Below are 15,096 nucleotides of genomic sequence, written 5' to 3'. Positions count from 1 at the left end.
GCCCCTCCGCTGCCCCTCCAGCCCCGCTGTCCCAACCTTCCCGTTCTCCTGCCTTTTGTGTTGCCCCGACACCCCGGTCCTCGACTACTTGACGAGGCCGGCGAATCCCATAAACGCCAGTGATAGGAGCCCCGCCGTGACAAGGGCGATGGCTGTACCCCTGAGGGGCTTGGGCACATCGGCGAGGTCGAGTCGCTCCCTGATTCCCGCGAACAGGATCAGCGCGAGGGCAAACCCCAAAGACGCGCCCACGCCGAAGATAACGGACTCCCAGAAGCTGTAGCCTTTCTGGATGTTCAGAACGGCCACGCCCAAAACAGCGCAGTTCGTGGTGATAAGGGGGAGAAATATCCCCAATGCCTGATAGAGGACTGGGCTTACCTTCTGGATTATCATCTCGACAAGCTGGACAAGAGAGGCTATGACAAGGATGAACACGATAGTTTGTAGATATTGGATATTATAAGGGGTAAGGATATAATACTGGAGAATCCAGGTGACGAGTGACGCAATGCTCATTACGAAGATGACCGCCATTCCCATGCCGATGGCGGTCTCCGTCTTTTTTGACACTCCGAGAAATGGGCATATGCCCAGGAATCTTGCGAGGACGAAGTTATTTACCAATACCGCGCTGATAATTAGGAGGAGCAGTTTTTCCATAGGGCACCCACAATCTAATTAAACCGTTTGAGGTGAGCACTTCCTATGCAAGATTCTTTTCCGCAAGCATAAGATAATGTGAATAGCATAGAGGGAAGTTGTTTGTCAAGTGTTTTTTGTAGGGTTTTTATTGAAAAGGTGGCTGGGGTGCGATGGTTTTGTGGTTTAGGCTTCATCATTTTTTAGTAGATTTTTTAGACCATGATTGTATAATTGTTAAATAGGTCTTTAAAAAATCATTCTAAATTAATTATTGGGAAGTGGGGGATTTAATATGAATAGGATAATTGGATACATAGATAAGTTGAAAAAAATTGACCTTCCATCTTTGGAAAGAAAAAACAAGGATTATGAATTCACACAAGTATACCCACAATTAGAGAGAATGTATGAATACTATACTAAACTTGAGAATGAGCATGATTTCTTTAATCCATTGCCTGAACATAACAAACAACAAATTCTTCAGCATTTAAGTGAATTCACAAAAATAGCAGAAGAAATAAGCTCATTTGATCCTCAAAAACATGACGCTTTAGCTAAAAAAGAACAACTATTCAGAAGAACAACTGATAGTTATCAAAACTCTTACAATTTTATAAGAGATTTTGATATTTACCTTTCGAAAAAACAATCGGAAGTGGCAGAAAGAACTTTAGAATTGCTTAGAGAAGCTTCAGTAGAAACTGGAATTAGTAGGTTTGCTGGTTTTTTTAAAAAAATAGTTGGCACTGGTATATTTGGTAAACAGGCGTCTAAAAACATTTTTATTGCTTTATTTTTTCTAGTTATTGGAATAGGAATTGCGTGTTTTATATACAAAGACCTACAATTATTACTAGATAAATTGACGGATATGATCGAAAAAAAATCTGATGTAAAAATATCATTTCAAGTTATACTGATTAGAATTGTAATTATCTCGTTCGTAACATTTATATTCTATCAAGTAATCAGAATATTTAATGTTAATATGCACTTGTATACAATGAACAAGCATAGGGAAAATATTTTACACACGTATCGTTTATTAATTGAGGGAGTGGAAAACAAGGATTCAAAAAAAGAGATACTAATGCAAGCCGTTAGAACCATTTTTGAACATGGTGATACCGGTTATTTATCAAAGAAGGATAGTCAAATTCCTATAATTGAATTTATGAAAATGATCGAAAAAGCTGACAAGACATAAAAGCATTCCATACGATAATCTAACACCCGATTGCCGCGCTCCCTAAAACAAGGGGATTATATAAGACAAGGGGCTTGGCTGAGACAAGGGGCTTAAGCCCCTTGTCCAGACTGTTGACAAAGCCCTTTTTTAGTGAGCCTTTGTAAAGAGGGGAGGGGCGGTCGCCGTTTTACGGCCCGCCTCGAAGCACTTTTTGCACTTACTAAAAAAAACCAGCCTTAACGATATAAACCATTTACAAAACGAGGTATTTGTAATATACTTATAGAAGATTTCCAACTTGATCGATGATTTAACTAAGCGCAATGTACACAGAGAAAATTGACAGAAGGACGTGTCTGAAAAAAATAGCCGCCCTTTCAAAGGGAGTGGCTGTTTTCTCCCTGTTTCCATCGTGTTCAAGGGGAGCCGATGTGGCTGAATCCGAGGACGAGAGGGCGCTCATCGTAAACTACGATGGACTTTCCTTGAGAGAATATGCCAAGAAGAAGCTCCATCACGGCTTTGAGCGCTTTCTGAGTCCCTTCGGGAGCATCAAGGATCAGGGAGGCTTCAAGAATCTCTTCAAGTGGAAGTTCCTCTCCGACAACAGGTTCAAGGGTTTTTACAAGGACGAGAGGGTCGTGGGCGTCTCCGTGGACTGGAACGCCGTTAAAAAACACAAGGGGCTGTCCGCAACCTTCCTGAAGCACTCCACCGTGCTGATAAAGGATGAGGGCAAGTATCTCCTGGTCGACCCCGTTTTTTACAGGTTCATAGGGAAGATCAGGGACTTCACGCCCCTCAATTTTGACGTGGCGGAGATGCCCGCCCCGGACCACGTCCTGATCAGCCACGGCCACCGCGACCACCTCGATTTCAATTCATTGAGAAGACTCGACAGGAATACCCATCTGGTCACTCCCCTGGGCTACGATTGGATCTTCAAGATATTGAGGATGAAGAACCGAACCAAGCTCGATTGGTACGAGAGCTACAGGAACGGCGGATTCGAGATAACCCTCCTTCCCTGTAACCACTGGACGATGAGGGACCCGATCGAGGGGCCGAACCGCTCCCTCTGGGGATCGTATCTCATAAAGACCGCCTCGGGCGGTAATATCTTCGTCTCTGGGGATACGGCCTATTTCGACTACTTCAAGGAGATAGGCGAACAGTGCAAGATCGACCTTGCGATAATATGCCTGGGCGCCTACGAGCCGAGGTGGTTCATGAAGGGGAGCCACATGGATCCGAAGGAGACGGTCAGGGCTTTCAGGGAGCTCAACGCCGAGAGGCTGATGGTGATCCACTGGGGGACGTTCCGCCTGGGGGATGAGCCTGTCTACTTTCCGCCCATCGATATCGAGAGGGAGATGGAGGCCGCGGGTCTTTCCGATCGCCTGGTCAAGATCGCCCACGGGGAGACCCTCTTCCTTTAGCGAATATCCGGCTCGATCATCCCAATAACTACTTTCACCGTCGTTTTTTTTCGGAGTCCCTTTAAATAAGGTTTTACAAAAGCCGGTTGGGTGTGCTACTCTATTCGGGCAAAAAATGCGACAGATCATATCGAGCTGAACTGTAACCAAATACGAGGTTTTTATGAAGACGAAGATTACGGAACTTTTTGGTATCAAGTATCCTATACTACTTTCGGGGATGAGCTGGATCAGCATTCCCAAGGTGGTGGCGGCGGTCTCCAACGCCGGAGGGTTGGGGATTCTGGCGACAGGCCCGTTGAGCCTGGACGAGACGAGAGAGGCGATAAAAGAGGTAAGGTCTCTGACCGATAAACCCTTCGGCGCCAACGCGTCCCTCTTGCTTCCGGCGGGGAGGGAAAACGCCGAGATTTTAATTGAGGAGAAGGTCCCCGTGATAAACTTCGCCCTGGGAAAGGGTGACTGGCTGGTGGACAAGGCCCATAAATACGGCGGCAAGGTGATTGCCACGGTGATAAACCACTACCACGCAAAGCGCGCCCAGGACTACGGGACTGACGGGCTGATCGTTACGGGGCACGAGGCGGCGGGCCACGGCGGGGACGCCACGAGCCTGGTACTTATCCCGAGCATCTCCAAGGCTATGAATATACCGATCATCGCGGCCGGCGGATTTTCCAGCGGGATGGCTCTTGCCGCGGCGCTCGCCCTCGGGGCCGAAGGTATAGCGATGGGAAGCCGCTTCATGTCGACAGCGGAGAGCCCCCTCCATCAGAACTTCAAGGACCTCTCCATCGAAAAGACGATATACGATACGATATACTCGACGAGGATCGACGGTATCCCGTGCCGCTGCATGGACACGAAGGCCACACGAAGGGCGGTCAAGCGGGGCTTGAATCTCCCGGCGGCGTTTTTCAACTCGAGGATTATTGCAAAGCAGCTGAAGCTCCCGTTTTTCAAGCTCTTCCTCGGGGTGCTCGCCTCGGGGCCGAAAAACGCCATTCAGATGGCCTATCTTGCAAACACCTACCGGGCGGCGAACCTCGCCACCGAGGACGGGGACGTTAAGAGGGGTATCCTCCCTGTGGGGCAGGTAACCGGCCTGATCGAAGACGTGCCGACGATCAAGGAGCTGATGGAGAGGATGGTGAAGGAGGCGGAGGAGACGAAAAAGAAGTTAAACGAGATGATTTAGTTACTTGGATGGTTCACCATGTCCTTCGGCAGGCTCCCTTCGACGGGATCAGGACAGACAAGGGGCTTAAGCCCCTTGCCTTTGATAGGCCCCTTGTCTTAGGCCCGCCATGAGCGAGGAACGAGTCGAATGGTTAAGGAGGCCGAGGAGACGAAGAAGCGGTTAAACAACATGATTTAGCCGCACGATTAGGATTCTCGATTTAGATGTGCGGTATTTTTGATTGAAGGGGCCGGAAGGGGTGTTGAAAAAACTGCAGGGTGGTTTTTATGCCCGGAAATATGTGGTGAGGGTATAGGGCCAAACGACGATTTATATACTTGGGGGATTCGCGATGAAAGTCCTGATTGCATATACCACAGGTACCGGAAACACCGAGAAGATCGCCGGGGCGATATTGGGGGGGGTTGAGGCCTCCCACGATGCGGAGATCAAGAGGCTCGAAGACGTGAGGGCGGAAGACGTAAAAGCCTTTGACCTGGTGTTCCTGGGGTCTCCCATCCACGCCGGCGGGCTTTCGGCCGCGGCAGGGGAGTTTCTGAATGCATTGCCGGACTCCCCCGGATTCAGGCTCGCGGGATTCGTCACCCATGCGTCGGGTGTGTACGAGAGAAAAGAGGGCTTTGATAGGGGAATTAACGCTTTTTCCGATGCGGCGAAGGCTAAGGGGATCGAATATCTTGGGTGTTTCGACTGCCGGGGCAGGCTCGATCCGAATATCCGGCCGATGGTCCAGCAGGCAAAGAAGATCCCGGACGATGAGTGGGCGAAGAGAATGGAGAAGCTGGACAAGCATCCTGACGAGGAGGACGAGAGGGCGGCCGAGGATTTTGCGAGGGAGGTCGTGTCGAAAGTTAGATAGAGATTTATGGGGAATCAGTTTAAGTTAGGGAGGGGGGTCGGAGGGATTGTTCTAATAAAATCGATTTCGGGGGGTGAAAAGATGGACGATAAGGCGAAAAGGCTTGCCAAGGTTTTGAAACTTCCGAAGCTGGGTCAGCTGGGGATTGTCGTCAAGGACATCGAAAAGACGGCTAAGTTCTACTCCGATACATTCGGACTTAAGCCCTGGTTCAGGGCAGGGCTTTCTGACGAGGAGCACAACCTGGGGGGAAAGAAGAGGCTCGATTTCGACGTGGATATCGTGATGGCCTTTTCCGGGAAGATCCAGTTCGAGCTGATCAGGCATGTAAAAGGCGATCGCAATATCTACCTTGACCACCTAGAAAAGCATGGAGAGGGTCTTCACCACCTTGGCTTTTTCGTCTCCGACTTCGACAAAAGGATGGAGGCTTTAGACAAGATGGGAATCGGCGTCCTCCAGTCCGGTGTCATAAAGAGCGTGGGTAAGGCCGGAGGGTCGGTGACGAAATACGCCTATCTCGATACGGTGGAGATCGGCGGTATCATCTTCGAGCTGATCCAGACGAAGTTCGTGGGCGTCAATATCAAGATGTCGAGGCTCTGGTTCGAGCTTGGAAACATCACGGGCGATCTCGAAAAGCTGAAGTTTTGAGGGGGAAGGGGGGAAGAGGGATTATCAGTATTGTCGGTGCGGCGGAGATTTTAAATATTTTAGATGTTGACAAGCATCGCGATTGGTGCTAAAAATACCGAAAATTATCGCGTGGGGATGTAGCTCAGTTGGGAGAGCGCAGCGTTCGCAACGCTGAGGTCGTGGGTTCGAATCCCATCATCTCCACCATTTTTTTGATCTCCAAGCCCCCCGGAAGACTAGACTAAAAATAGAAAAAACGATTGGGCCGTAACACCTAACGACCCGCATGCTTTTCTACAATTGGATTTTGTCCGGATCTCTTATCTCCTGTAATTCCCACCCGTCGGTTTTTGTGTTGCGATCTTTTATGGCGGGAGCTCTCATCTGTTTCAAAAGCTGTTTAATAAGGCTCCTTCAGAATCAAGGGAAGAAGCATAGATAACAAAGGTCAAACCCTATTCTAAGGACAGCTCCTCGAGGTAATGATCGAAGTCTACGTCATCCCCGGTCTTGCCGTTGAGCTTCTCGATGGTGATTATTATTTTATATGCTATCTCAGGAGGCACCGGTTCCCCTCGCATCGCCTTGTGTACCATTTCGTAGGAGATGTTGCCCAGCTCCTTGATAAGGCCGTTTCTCGACTTTCCGCCTCTAAAGAGGGCCTCTTCGACAACCTCCGGATTTAAAATTTTGAACTTATCGGGCATTATTTACTTGCCATTGTAAGGGGATTGTTAGACTCGAAACAACCTCTTTGAAAAATGATTTAACCTTTCCCGCTATCATTCGGATTTTTTCTCTTCCCATCTGAACACCACCGGCAGATCCCTCTTAGGTGTGGATACTATGTGATGGGGCTGGGTGATGGCCGTTGTCACGATGGCGCTCGGGCCGGGCTCACTGTATCGGATTTCAACCACGAGCTTTCCTTCCATCTCGACAATCTCGACTATCTCAACATCGTATCCCCCGGACATCCTGGGCCCCGGGGAGACCGCTACCACCATATCCTTTTTGAAATCCACCTCGGGGATCTTTGGTGCCGGCGTCACTCCAATGTAGTTTTTTTTAAAGAATGAAGAAAATGCGTCCGCATCGTAAAAGACCGCCTCCACCTTCTCTTCGATCCCCGATGCATAATACCCCTTGGCAAGGGTGGAAAATGTGTTTTCGCCCGCCGATACGGCCGTCAATCCGAAAAAGACCAGAAACATGAAAATTAATCTTTTCGACATAATAGATACCTCCTCCTTAACATTATAAAAAATCGGTACTTTTATCTCCCTTAGTTTGGGGCGCAGCCCACCTCAAGATTGAGCATCTCTCCCCTGATTGCTGATGCCCCTAAAATCTCTCTTGAATCTTCAATAATCATATTCTCTAACACCATTTTTACGGTAATCTTCGCTAATCTGACTATACGAGCCTATTGGACTGTTAATCGCATAAATACATCATCTGAAGTACTAATTATGTGATTTAAGGCACCGTTGGGTGGTTTTTGAAAAATTCTTCAAAATCGAGTATGGGAGGAAATGAAATCGTCGGAAGCGGAAAAGAGCATTATTGATACTTCTTTACGATTCCTTCGCTTTTTGTCAGGCGTCACAGAGTTTAGATTTTAAGCTCGATTTTGAAAAACCTCAATTTTGAGCGGCGCTGGTTTTAGGCCATTTATATATTAAGACCGAAAATAAAACGTCCTCCATTTGGTAAAGGTACTTCTATGCTCTATCATATTTATAAAGGCCCTTAACATGGTTTATTAGGCCCCTTGTTATATTTTTTACTATAAATTGCTTATTGTCAACAGGTAAAAGGAAATAGTAAAGAATTTATGCAAAAAAATTCAATATTTGAATCGATCCAAATTATGAATTTGAAGGAATACTTGATATTATTGCACTTTTTGGTGTTTTGAGCGGACGGACGTTCTCGGGTGGAAAGATCTAATTTAAGGATTACACGTATAATGTCGTTTTGCAAAAAAAATTACGTTATACTTAAAAATTCACTGAATTCTGTTTTTGATCTCCTCTATTTCGGTGTCTAGAATTGAGGGAGGGTCTCAAGACCCATGACAACAGGCCGCGGCCGTTTTGAAGGCCCCGCCATATATAAATCGGAGCTCATGTCTCCCGAATAAGATTGGGGCCATCTCTTAAAAAAATCACTCCCCCTTGATTGATGAGCGAGGCAAATGACTAAGCCGAGTTTTTATAGGAATCCCTTCAGCTCCGTAATGCCGTGTCCGGAGAGATATTTGTAGTATTCGTACATGGCGGCGAGGGACTGCACCGCCTTTTCCGGCGTTGAGTAAACGACCTCGGAATAGCCCGTCCTCGACTGGTAGCGCTCCCTCCTTCCCCCGGCGTAGAGAGAGACGTTAATGATCGGCTTTTTGTATTCGTTCATGAGCTCGTTTACCTTGTCCAGGAAACTCCTCTCGATCGATGCCAGGCGTCCCTGTGCTTGACGGATTGCGTATTCGATGTTGTCGAGGTCGGCGGCCGTGGCCGAGGCCGCAAAGGAGCGGATTCCCATGCTGGAAACCCCGACGATCCCGAGGCAGATCACGGCGTCCACGTCGTCGGATGAAGTGACCGCCTCCACCGATTGCACGTACGCCTCCGGGTTTATCTGTCCCACGAGGTCTACGGGATTTCTCTTGCTCCAGAAGGGGGGGAGGATCTTGTCGAGCTTGTCGATCACCTTCTTCCCGAGCTTGGCGACGGTAAGCCCGCACTCCACCACGTTGTCGGACGTGACCACGCCCCAGCCTCCGCCCAGGGTGATTATTCCCACCCTGTCGCCCTTGGGGAGGGGGAGGTTGTCCAGGGCCATGGAGTAATCGAGCATATCAGTGGGGGTCCTCGCCTCGATAATTCCCGCCTGCCTAAAGGCCGAGGTGATTATCTCGCTGTCCCCGGCAAGGGAGCCGGTGTGGGAGCGGGCGGCGACACCGCCGGCCTCGGTCCTTCCGCCTTTGAGGGCCACAATCGGTTTTCTCTTTGTGGTCTCCTGGGCGATCTCGAGAAATTTCTCTCCCTCCTCGACCCCCTCAACGTAGAGGAGTATTACCTTGGTGTCGGGATCGTCTTTGAAATATCTCAGGAAATCCGACTTTTTCAGGAGCGCCTCGTTCCCCGATCCCACGAACTTGCCCATGCCGACGCTGTGCATCTCCGCCCATTCGAGCATCTGGTTTCCGAGGTTCCCGCTCTGGGACATGAACGAGATATCGCCACGGTGGGGATATAGGGGGGCGCCTATTGAGAAAAGGCGCTTCTGGGTGCACATTACACCCATCGTGTTCGGCCCAACCATCGGTATCTTGGCCTTTTCCAGAAGTTCTGCCAGTTCCCTCTCAAACTTAATTCCCTCCTCGTCCGTCTCGGAAAAGCCGGACGTGACCACCACGATACCGCCGACTTTTTTCTCGATACACTCTTTGACGACGTTGAAGACCGTCTTTGCGGGGGTGGTTATTATGGCGAGGTCCACCTTCCCTGGAACGTCGGCGATATTTTTATAGGCCTTCCTTCCGTATATCGTATCTTTCTTCGGGTTTATCGGGTAGATCTTCCCGAGGTACCCGCCGACGATCATGTGGGCCGTGATAAAAGATCCCCACTTCGCAAAGTTGTTGCTGGCCCCTATAATGGCGACGCTTTCAGGATAGAATATAGGATCGAGTTTTGTTTTAAATCCGTCTTTCATTTCCTAAATCCCTTCAAGATTTTTTTGTATGGTAATATGAAATAAAAATAAAAGCAAACCTTTTTATCGTCATAATGGGTGTATTTATTGAGGAGATTAGACTTTTACATTTTTATCGAAGTGTGGCATAATGTAGCTGCGGTGTAATTAATTTTCTTGACATTTTGAATTGAATTATATTAAATTATAGTTTTAATCTGATATTATAGAGATCACCTAAGGGGAATAAATAATTGAAAGGGAAGATAGTAATAGACGAGGAAGCCTGTAAGGGATGCCTCTTCTGCATAGAGGCGTGTCCAAGGGATATGATTGAAGTATCGGACAATCTTAATCTGAAGGGATACTATCCGGCCAGGGTCGTTGACTCCGGTGAGAACAGGTGCACCGGGTGCGCCCTTTGTGCGGTTGCGTGTCCTGATGTGGCGATAGAGGTGTATCGTGAAGCAGAGCATTGATATGGAAGGGGAAGCCAAAGACGGCGGCAAACAGAAGGTCGTCAGGCAAAAGAGCAGCAAGAAGCTTATGAGGGGAAACACGGTGGTGGGGGAGGCCGCCGTGAGGGCCGGGTGCACCTGCTATTTCGGCTATCCCATAACGCCACAGAATCAGCTTCCCGAATATATGTCGAGAAGGCTTGCCGAGGTCAAGGACGGCATATTTATCCAGTCCGAGAGCGAAATATCGGCCATAAATATGGTTCTTGGGGCCAGCGCGGCGGGGGCAAGGGCAATGACCTCGTCTTCAAGTCCCGGAATAAGCCTGAAGCAGGAGGGGATCTCCTTTCTCTGCGGGGACGAGCTCCCGGCCGTTATCGTAAACATGGTGAGGGGAGGCCCCGGCCTCGGGAACATCTCGCCCGCCCAGTCCGACTATTTCCAGTCAACCCGCGGCGGCGGCCACGGCGATTACCGGGTGGTAGTCCTGGCGCCCGCCTCCTGTCAGGAGCTGGCTGATCTGACGATGGAGGCCTTCGACATTTCCGACTACTACAGAAATCCGGTTATTATCTTGGCCGACGGAATGCTGGGGCAGATGATGGAGCCGGTGACGTTCGACAACTACAAGCCCAGGAAGCTCCCGAAAAAGGATTATACGATAACCGGTGCGAAGGGGAGGCCGTCGAGGATCGTCTGCTCCCTCATTTTGAATACGCAGGAGATGGAAGAGCACAACTGGAAGCTCATGCGCAAATATCAGATGATCACGAAAAAAGAGGTCAAGTGCGAAGAGTTCATGATGGACGACGCAAAACTTGCGGTCGTCGCCTACGGCACGGCCGCGAGGATTGCGAAGGGGGGCGTTAAGAGGGCGAGAAAGGAGGGGCTTAAGGTTGGTTTGATACGCCCCATCACCCTCTGGCCGTTTCCCTCCGAGGTTATAAGGAAATGGGTGAAGTCGGTCTCTCTCTTCTTCGTCTTCGAGATGAGCGCGGGCCAGATGGTCGAAGACGTGGAGCTCTCGTTGAAGGGGGCGTCGGAGGTCTACTTTTACGGAAGGCCGGGCGGGGTTGTGCCGACGCCTGTGGAGCTTTCGAGGATAATATCACGCCAATATTTACAGAAGGGATTATAGGGAGATGAAAAAGATTTATTCCCGACCAAAGTATCTAAAGAAAGTCCCGATGCATTACTGTCCCGGCTGCGGGCACAGCATCGTTACCAGGCTTATCGCCGAGCTCATAGAAGAGATGGACCTCGCCGAGAAGGCCATCTGCATCCCGCCCGCGGGATGTGCCGTCTTGACCTATAACTACCTCGATATCGACTCGGTTGAATCCGCCCACGGCAGGGGCGGCGCCATGGCGACGGCCATGAAGAGAATTCTTCCCGATTGTCTGATCTTTACATATCAGGGCGACGGGGACCTGGCGGCCATCGGCACGGCGGAGACGATCCACGCGGCAAACCGCGGCGAGAGGTTCACGACGATCTTCATAAACAACGCAGTCTACGGCATGACCGGGGGACAGATGGCGCCGACGACCCTCTTTAATCAGAAGACCACCACATCTCCCTTCGGGAGGGATATGAGGAGGGAGGGAGCGCCGATAAAGATAAGCGAGATGCTGGCCCTCCTCGACGGCGTCGCGTATATCGAGCGGACCACGGTAAACAGCGTTTCCGCTATAAAGAAGACCAAAAAGGCGATCAGAAAGGCCTTTCAGATACAGATGGATGATATCGGCTTCTCACTCGTGGAGGTTCTCTCCCCCTGCCCGACAAACTGGAAGATGAAACCCCTGGATGCGTGCAAATGGATCGACGAGGTGATGTCAAAGGAGTATCCCCTTGGGGTTATAAAGGATATTACGGAAAAGGAAGGAGTCAAAGAGGCCGTAAATGCAGATTAAGACCATATTTGCCGGGTTCGGCGGCCAGGGAGTCCTTATGATGGGATACGCCTTTGCGGTGGCCGCGATGATGGAGGACAAGGTGGTGACTTATCTCCCGTCCTACGGGGCGGAGGTCAGGGGGGGTACCGCAAACTGCACGGTGGCGGTTTCCGATGAGGAGATAGCGTCCCCCATCGCGTCTTCCCCGGAGTTTATCGTCGTTATGAACAAGCCCTCCCTCCACAACTTTCAGAACAAGGTCCAAACTGGGGGGATTCTGTTTCTCAACTCCACGATGATAGACGAAGTCCCGAGCAGGGGGGACATCGAATACGTCCTGGTTGATGCGGGAAATCTGGCGGAGGGGATCGGTGATATGAGGACCGCAAATATGGTGATGCTGGGGGCCTTTATAAAGAAGGGGAATCTGGTTTCCGTTGATGCGGCCCTTGACGGACTGGGTGAGATATTTGAGGGGAAAAATAAGGTCATAGAGATGAATTCAAAGGCGCTTATGTTGGGATACGAATCTATAGAGTAGAACTGGTAGAGGTTAAATAAACAGCGGAAAGGGTTTTGTACAATGCGGATTAAGCAGATTTCAGTGGTATTAGAGAACATCCCGGGGAAGCTTTCGGAGATATCGGATGTCTTGGGTGGGGAGGGGATAAATATCAGGGCGATAACCGTCGCGGACACATCCGACCTTACAACAATAAGGATGGTGGTCGATGATCCCAAAAAGGCGATCTTGGTCCTCGAGGGGATGGATTACAAGGTCAGGCAGAGGGACGTCTTGGCGGTGGAGACGCCGGACCACCCGGGGGGATTGAACGCCGTGCTTAAGCCCCTGAAAGAAGCCAATATCAACGTCCACTACCTGTATCCCTACATCGGGCGTATAGGCGACAACGCAATTCTGATCGTCGGGGTGGATAAATTGGACGAGGCCATCGATGTAATGAAGAGGAACTGGGTTCATCTAATCTCGGAGAACAAGCTTTCTTCCTTGTGATATGCTCGTAAAAGGATGTAATATTGTGTAAATTCTTTTTCTTGACAACATTTCTATTCAACGCTATTCTATAGAGATGGTTGCAAAAATTTCATTAACTGATGTTTAAGTTTTTTTCTAAAGTTTTTAACGACCTGAATAGAGAGAAATACCGATCTGGATGGATTCCAGGTGTAGTTTTACCGTAGTTATTTTATAATATCGTTTATATGGGGGTAATATGAGTATAGTTGAAAAAATATTTGGGCTTTTGCTAAAGCCGGGTGATACTCTTTATTTGTTAAAGGAAGAGCGCAATACCCTCCAGCAGACTCTGATCTATCTTTGCATGCTCGCCCTGGTACCCTTTATGACGACATTTATAGGATATACGGCCGTTGGCTTTTCGGGCGGCCCTGAGGGCAATATCAGGATAGCTGTCGGATCCACACTGATCCATGTGATGGTACAGTATATTTTGACCGTTGGGGGAGTTTTTATACTTGCCTTGATCGTGAACCTATTGGCCCCCAAAATGGGCGGGAAGGAAAACTTCCTTCAGGCGTTCAAGACCATCGCCTACGCATGTACCCCCTCCCTCATCGGCGGGTTTTTATCAATCCATCCCAGGCTGTCCCTGACAGGATCGACGGCGGGATTTCTCCTCGGATTGATTATCGCCATTTACGGTATTTACATCCTGTATCAAGGCCTTTCCATTTTGATGGAGTGTCCCAAGACGACGATCCTGGCCTACACCGTCATGACCGTCATCGGGGGAATCGTTGTCTGGGGATTTCTGGAAATAATAAACAACAAAATTGCCACAAGTATCGTTAGAGACACCATAAGCAGTATACTTTGATACAAATACGGAAGTGTGCCGATTCGACCTTTTTTGGCAGGGGATACCCCTTTAGATGCACCGATAGGGCGGGGAGGGGAAACCGCTCTGTTTGACGTTAATTGGATTGAGTATGGAAAAAATAGTAGAGACTCTTATATATCCCGTAAACGGGAGAAAAACTTCATTGAAGTTCCTGTTGGGATGTGCGATAAACTTAGTTCCCCTCTTGGGTAATGCAGTGGCGGCCGGCTATGCTATGAGGGGGATGAGGGAGATAATGGTTGAGAGGGAGGGGATGCCCCTCTGGAACGATTTTATGGGATTGTTTCTTTCCGGAGGGAAGTTCATTCTCGCGCTTGTGGTCTACGGCATACCTTTTTTTATCCCCTTTTCCATAGGGATGTTTTTGTTTGTAGTGGTCAAATCGGCGTGGGCGGTATTGCTGGGCTTCTTCATTGTAATGATCGGGACAATTTTAGCCCTTTCGTCCGCCTATATATTCCCAATGGCGATAATCTACATGCTGAAATGTGACGAGAGGCTGAAGACGATATTTGCATTTTCGGAGGTCCTCCTTAACATCAGAAAGGCTGTAAAGACCTATACTATAAATGTCCTTATTGTTTGGCTGGTAAGCCTCGTATTTTTCTTTATCTGTTATCTGCTCATGTCGATCAAATTCGGATATATCCTCGTTATAATCCCTCTCTTCTACCTTCTCCTTGTGGCTACCAACATACTCGGGAAGCTGGGGGCGGATTTGGGCGACGTCGTAATAGACAGGGTGAGCATGATCGATGGGGATTTAAACTGGTAAAACATAATATTGACAAAATAAGAAAATTATTATATTTTAAACTGGGATTTTGTGTCGTAAAGTCCTTTTAAGGGGCTTTTCCCCCCCTTTTATGAGCATTTTAGGAACGCAGCCTTTCGGCTGACCTTGTGGTCGGGGCTGGAGCCTGGGGGAGTAAAACTTTGGGGAGGGGGTTGGTGTTTGTTAGTTGGGTGTTGGTTGGTTGGTTGTTGGTCGAGTGTTGGTTGGTCTAGTGTTGGTTGGTCGAGTGTTGGTTGGTCGATATTGCGGCAGGCATCTTGTTCAGATGGGGGGGTCGGCATTTTTATTGGGGCGGTTGCCGGTATTTTTAGTGGGGTGGTTGTCGATACTTTTAGTAAGGGGTTGTCGGTATTTTTAGTGGGGTGGTTGTCGATACTTTTAGTAAGGGGT

16 protein-coding genes and 1 tRNA gene are annotated in these 15,096 nt (G+C 49.0%); 13 read left to right on the top strand and 4 right to left on the bottom strand.

What is annotated here, in order from left to right; all coding sequences use genetic code 11:
* Positions 1-84: 84 nt before the first annotated feature.
* Positions 85-663 carry an electron transport complex subunit RsxA gene (gene rsxA, locus JW984_02220; GenBank protein ID MBN1571992.1) on the bottom strand — a complete coding sequence of 193 codons (579 nt, stop codon included), beginning with the start codon at positions 661-663 and terminating at the stop codon, positions 85-87.
* 274 nt (positions 664-937) lie between these two features.
* On the opposite strand from rsxA, the gene JW984_02215 reads away from it, so the two are divergent.
* The 6 genes from JW984_02215 to JW984_02190 all read left to right on the top strand — a co-directional run bounded on the left by JW984_02215 (position 938) and on the right by JW984_02190 (position 6,179).
* The gene (locus tag JW984_02215; GenBank protein MBN1571991.1) at positions 938-1,855 is read left to right on the top strand and encodes a hypothetical protein; all 918 of its coding nucleotides are present in this window, start codon (positions 938-940) and stop codon (positions 1,853-1,855) included.
* Between the two features lie 413 nt (positions 1,856-2,268).
* The gene (locus JW984_02210) at positions 2,269-3,276 is read left to right on the top strand and encodes an MBL fold metallo-hydrolase (GenBank protein ID MBN1571990.1); all 1,008 of its coding nucleotides are present in this window, start codon (positions 2,269-2,271) and stop codon (positions 3,274-3,276) included.
* Between the two features lie 163 nt (positions 3,277-3,439).
* Positions 3,440-4,474, top strand: coding sequence for a nitronate monooxygenase (locus tag JW984_02205; GenBank protein MBN1571989.1), 1,035 nt, complete (start codon positions 3,440-3,442; stop codon positions 4,472-4,474).
* 334 nt (positions 4,475-4,808) lie between these two features.
* Positions 4,809-5,336, top strand: coding sequence for a hypothetical protein (locus tag JW984_02200; GenBank protein ID MBN1571988.1), 528 nt, complete (start codon positions 4,809-4,811; stop codon positions 5,334-5,336).
* Between the two features lie 81 nt (positions 5,337-5,417).
* Positions 5,418-5,990 carry a VOC family protein gene (locus tag JW984_02195; GenBank protein MBN1571987.1) on the top strand — a complete coding sequence of 191 codons (573 nt, stop codon included), beginning with the start codon at positions 5,418-5,420 and terminating at the stop codon, positions 5,988-5,990.
* A gap of 113 nt (positions 5,991-6,103) precedes the next feature.
* Positions 6,104-6,179: transfer RNA gene (locus tag JW984_02190), tRNA-Ala, on the top strand.
* 248 nt (positions 6,180-6,427) lie between these two features.
* Here JW984_02190 and JW984_02185 read toward each other — a convergent pair.
* The 3 genes from JW984_02185 to JW984_02175 all read right to left on the bottom strand — a co-directional run bounded on the left by JW984_02185 (position 6,428) and on the right by JW984_02175 (position 9,692).
* On the bottom strand, positions 6,428-6,679 hold the full coding sequence (locus tag JW984_02185; protein MBN1571986.1) for a hypothetical protein: 252 nt from the start codon (positions 6,677-6,679) through the stop codon (positions 6,428-6,430).
* A 75-nt stretch (positions 6,680-6,754) separates the two neighbouring features.
* Complete coding sequence (locus JW984_02180) at positions 6,755-7,207, bottom strand: protease complex subunit PrcB family protein (protein MBN1571985.1); 453 nt, start codon at positions 7,205-7,207, stop codon at positions 6,755-6,757.
* Positions 7,208-8,189: 982 nt separating this feature from the next.
* A complete protein-coding gene (locus JW984_02175; protein ID MBN1571984.1) occupies positions 8,190-9,692 on the bottom strand; it encodes a CoA-binding protein in 1,503 nt (500 codons plus the stop codon).
* 233 nt (positions 9,693-9,925) lie between these two features.
* On the opposite strand from JW984_02175, the gene JW984_02170 reads away from it, so the two are divergent.
* The 7 genes from JW984_02170 to JW984_02140 all read left to right on the top strand — a co-directional run bounded on the left by JW984_02170 (position 9,926) and on the right by JW984_02140 (position 14,685).
* Positions 9,926-10,150, top strand: a complete 225-nt coding sequence (locus JW984_02170; GenBank protein MBN1571983.1) for a 4Fe-4S binding protein — start codon at positions 9,926-9,928, stop codon at positions 10,148-10,150.
* Position 10,151: 1 nt separating this feature from the next.
* Positions 10,152-11,267, top strand: a complete 1,116-nt coding sequence (locus JW984_02165; GenBank protein MBN1571982.1) for a 3-methyl-2-oxobutanoate dehydrogenase subunit VorB — start codon at positions 10,152-10,154, stop codon at positions 11,265-11,267.
* Between the two features lie 4 nt (positions 11,268-11,271).
* Positions 11,272-12,045 (top strand): 2-oxoglutarate oxidoreductase, encoded by a 774-nt coding sequence (locus JW984_02160; protein ID MBN1571981.1) that lies wholly within the window; start codon positions 11,272-11,274, stop codon positions 12,043-12,045.
* Complete coding sequence (locus JW984_02155; protein ID MBN1571980.1) at positions 12,035-12,568, top strand: 2-oxoacid:acceptor oxidoreductase family protein; 534 nt, start codon at positions 12,035-12,037, stop codon at positions 12,566-12,568. The genes JW984_02160 and JW984_02155 overlap by 11 nt, the downstream gene beginning before the upstream one ends.
* A gap of 42 nt (positions 12,569-12,610) precedes the next feature.
* Positions 12,611-13,042 (top strand): ACT domain-containing protein, encoded by a 432-nt coding sequence (locus tag JW984_02150; GenBank protein ID MBN1571979.1) that lies wholly within the window; start codon positions 12,611-12,613, stop codon positions 13,040-13,042.
* Positions 13,043-13,262: 220 nt separating this feature from the next.
* The gene (locus JW984_02145) at positions 13,263-13,886 is read left to right on the top strand and encodes a YIP1 family protein (GenBank protein ID MBN1571978.1); all 624 of its coding nucleotides are present in this window, start codon (positions 13,263-13,265) and stop codon (positions 13,884-13,886) included.
* Between the two features lie 112 nt (positions 13,887-13,998).
* Positions 13,999-14,685, top strand: coding sequence for a DUF4013 domain-containing protein (locus tag JW984_02140; GenBank protein MBN1571977.1), 687 nt, complete (start codon positions 13,999-14,001; stop codon positions 14,683-14,685).
* The last annotated feature ends 411 nt before the right edge of the window (positions 14,686-15,096 follow it).

It is taken from the genome of Candidatus Zymogenus saltonus (assembly GCA_016929395.1).
Taxonomy (GTDB): Bacteria; Desulfobacterota; Zymogenia; order Zymogenales; family Zymogenaceae; genus Zymogenus; species Zymogenus saltonus.
Note: the sequence above shows the minus strand (reverse complement) of the source record. Positions and strands in the feature narration are given on the sequence as shown.

Bases quoted from the DNA above. Each gene is read 5' to 3' on its own strand.
- rsxA (MBN1571992.1), bottom strand. From the start codon at position 663: ATGGAAAAACTGCTCCTCCTAATTATCAGCGCGGTATTGGTAAATAAC.
- JW984_02215 (MBN1571991.1), top strand. From the start codon at position 938: ATGAATAGGATAATTGGATACATAGATAAGTTGAAAAAAATTGACCTT.
- JW984_02205 (MBN1571989.1), top strand. From the start codon at position 3,440: ATGAAGACGAAGATTACGGAACTTTTTGGTATCAAGTATCCTATACTA.
- JW984_02200 (MBN1571988.1), top strand. From the start codon at position 4,809: ATGAAAGTCCTGATTGCATATACCACAGGTACCGGAAACACCGAGAAG.
- JW984_02195 (MBN1571987.1), top strand. From the start codon at position 5,418: ATGGACGATAAGGCGAAAAGGCTTGCCAAGGTTTTGAAACTTCCGAAG.
- JW984_02185 (MBN1571986.1), bottom strand. From the start codon at position 6,679: ATGCCCGATAAGTTCAAAATTTTAAATCCGGAGGTTGTCGAAGAGGCC.
- JW984_02180 (MBN1571985.1), bottom strand. From the start codon at position 7,207: ATGTCGAAAAGATTAATTTTCATGTTTCTGGTCTTTTTCGGATTGACG.
- JW984_02175 (MBN1571984.1), bottom strand. From the start codon at position 9,692: ATGAAAGACGGATTTAAAACAAAACTCGATCCTATATTCTATCCTGAA.
- JW984_02165 (MBN1571982.1), top strand. From the start codon at position 10,152: ATGGAAGGGGAAGCCAAAGACGGCGGCAAACAGAAGGTCGTCAGGCAA.
- JW984_02160 (MBN1571981.1), top strand. From the start codon at position 11,272: ATGAAAAAGATTTATTCCCGACCAAAGTATCTAAAGAAAGTCCCGATG.
- JW984_02155 (MBN1571980.1), top strand. From the start codon at position 12,035: ATGCAGATTAAGACCATATTTGCCGGGTTCGGCGGCCAGGGAGTCCTT.
- JW984_02150 (MBN1571979.1), top strand. From the start codon at position 12,611: ATGCGGATTAAGCAGATTTCAGTGGTATTAGAGAACATCCCGGGGAAG.
- JW984_02145 (MBN1571978.1), top strand. From the start codon at position 13,263: ATGAGTATAGTTGAAAAAATATTTGGGCTTTTGCTAAAGCCGGGTGAT.
- JW984_02140 (MBN1571977.1), top strand. From the start codon at position 13,999: ATGGAAAAAATAGTAGAGACTCTTATATATCCCGTAAACGGGAGAAAA.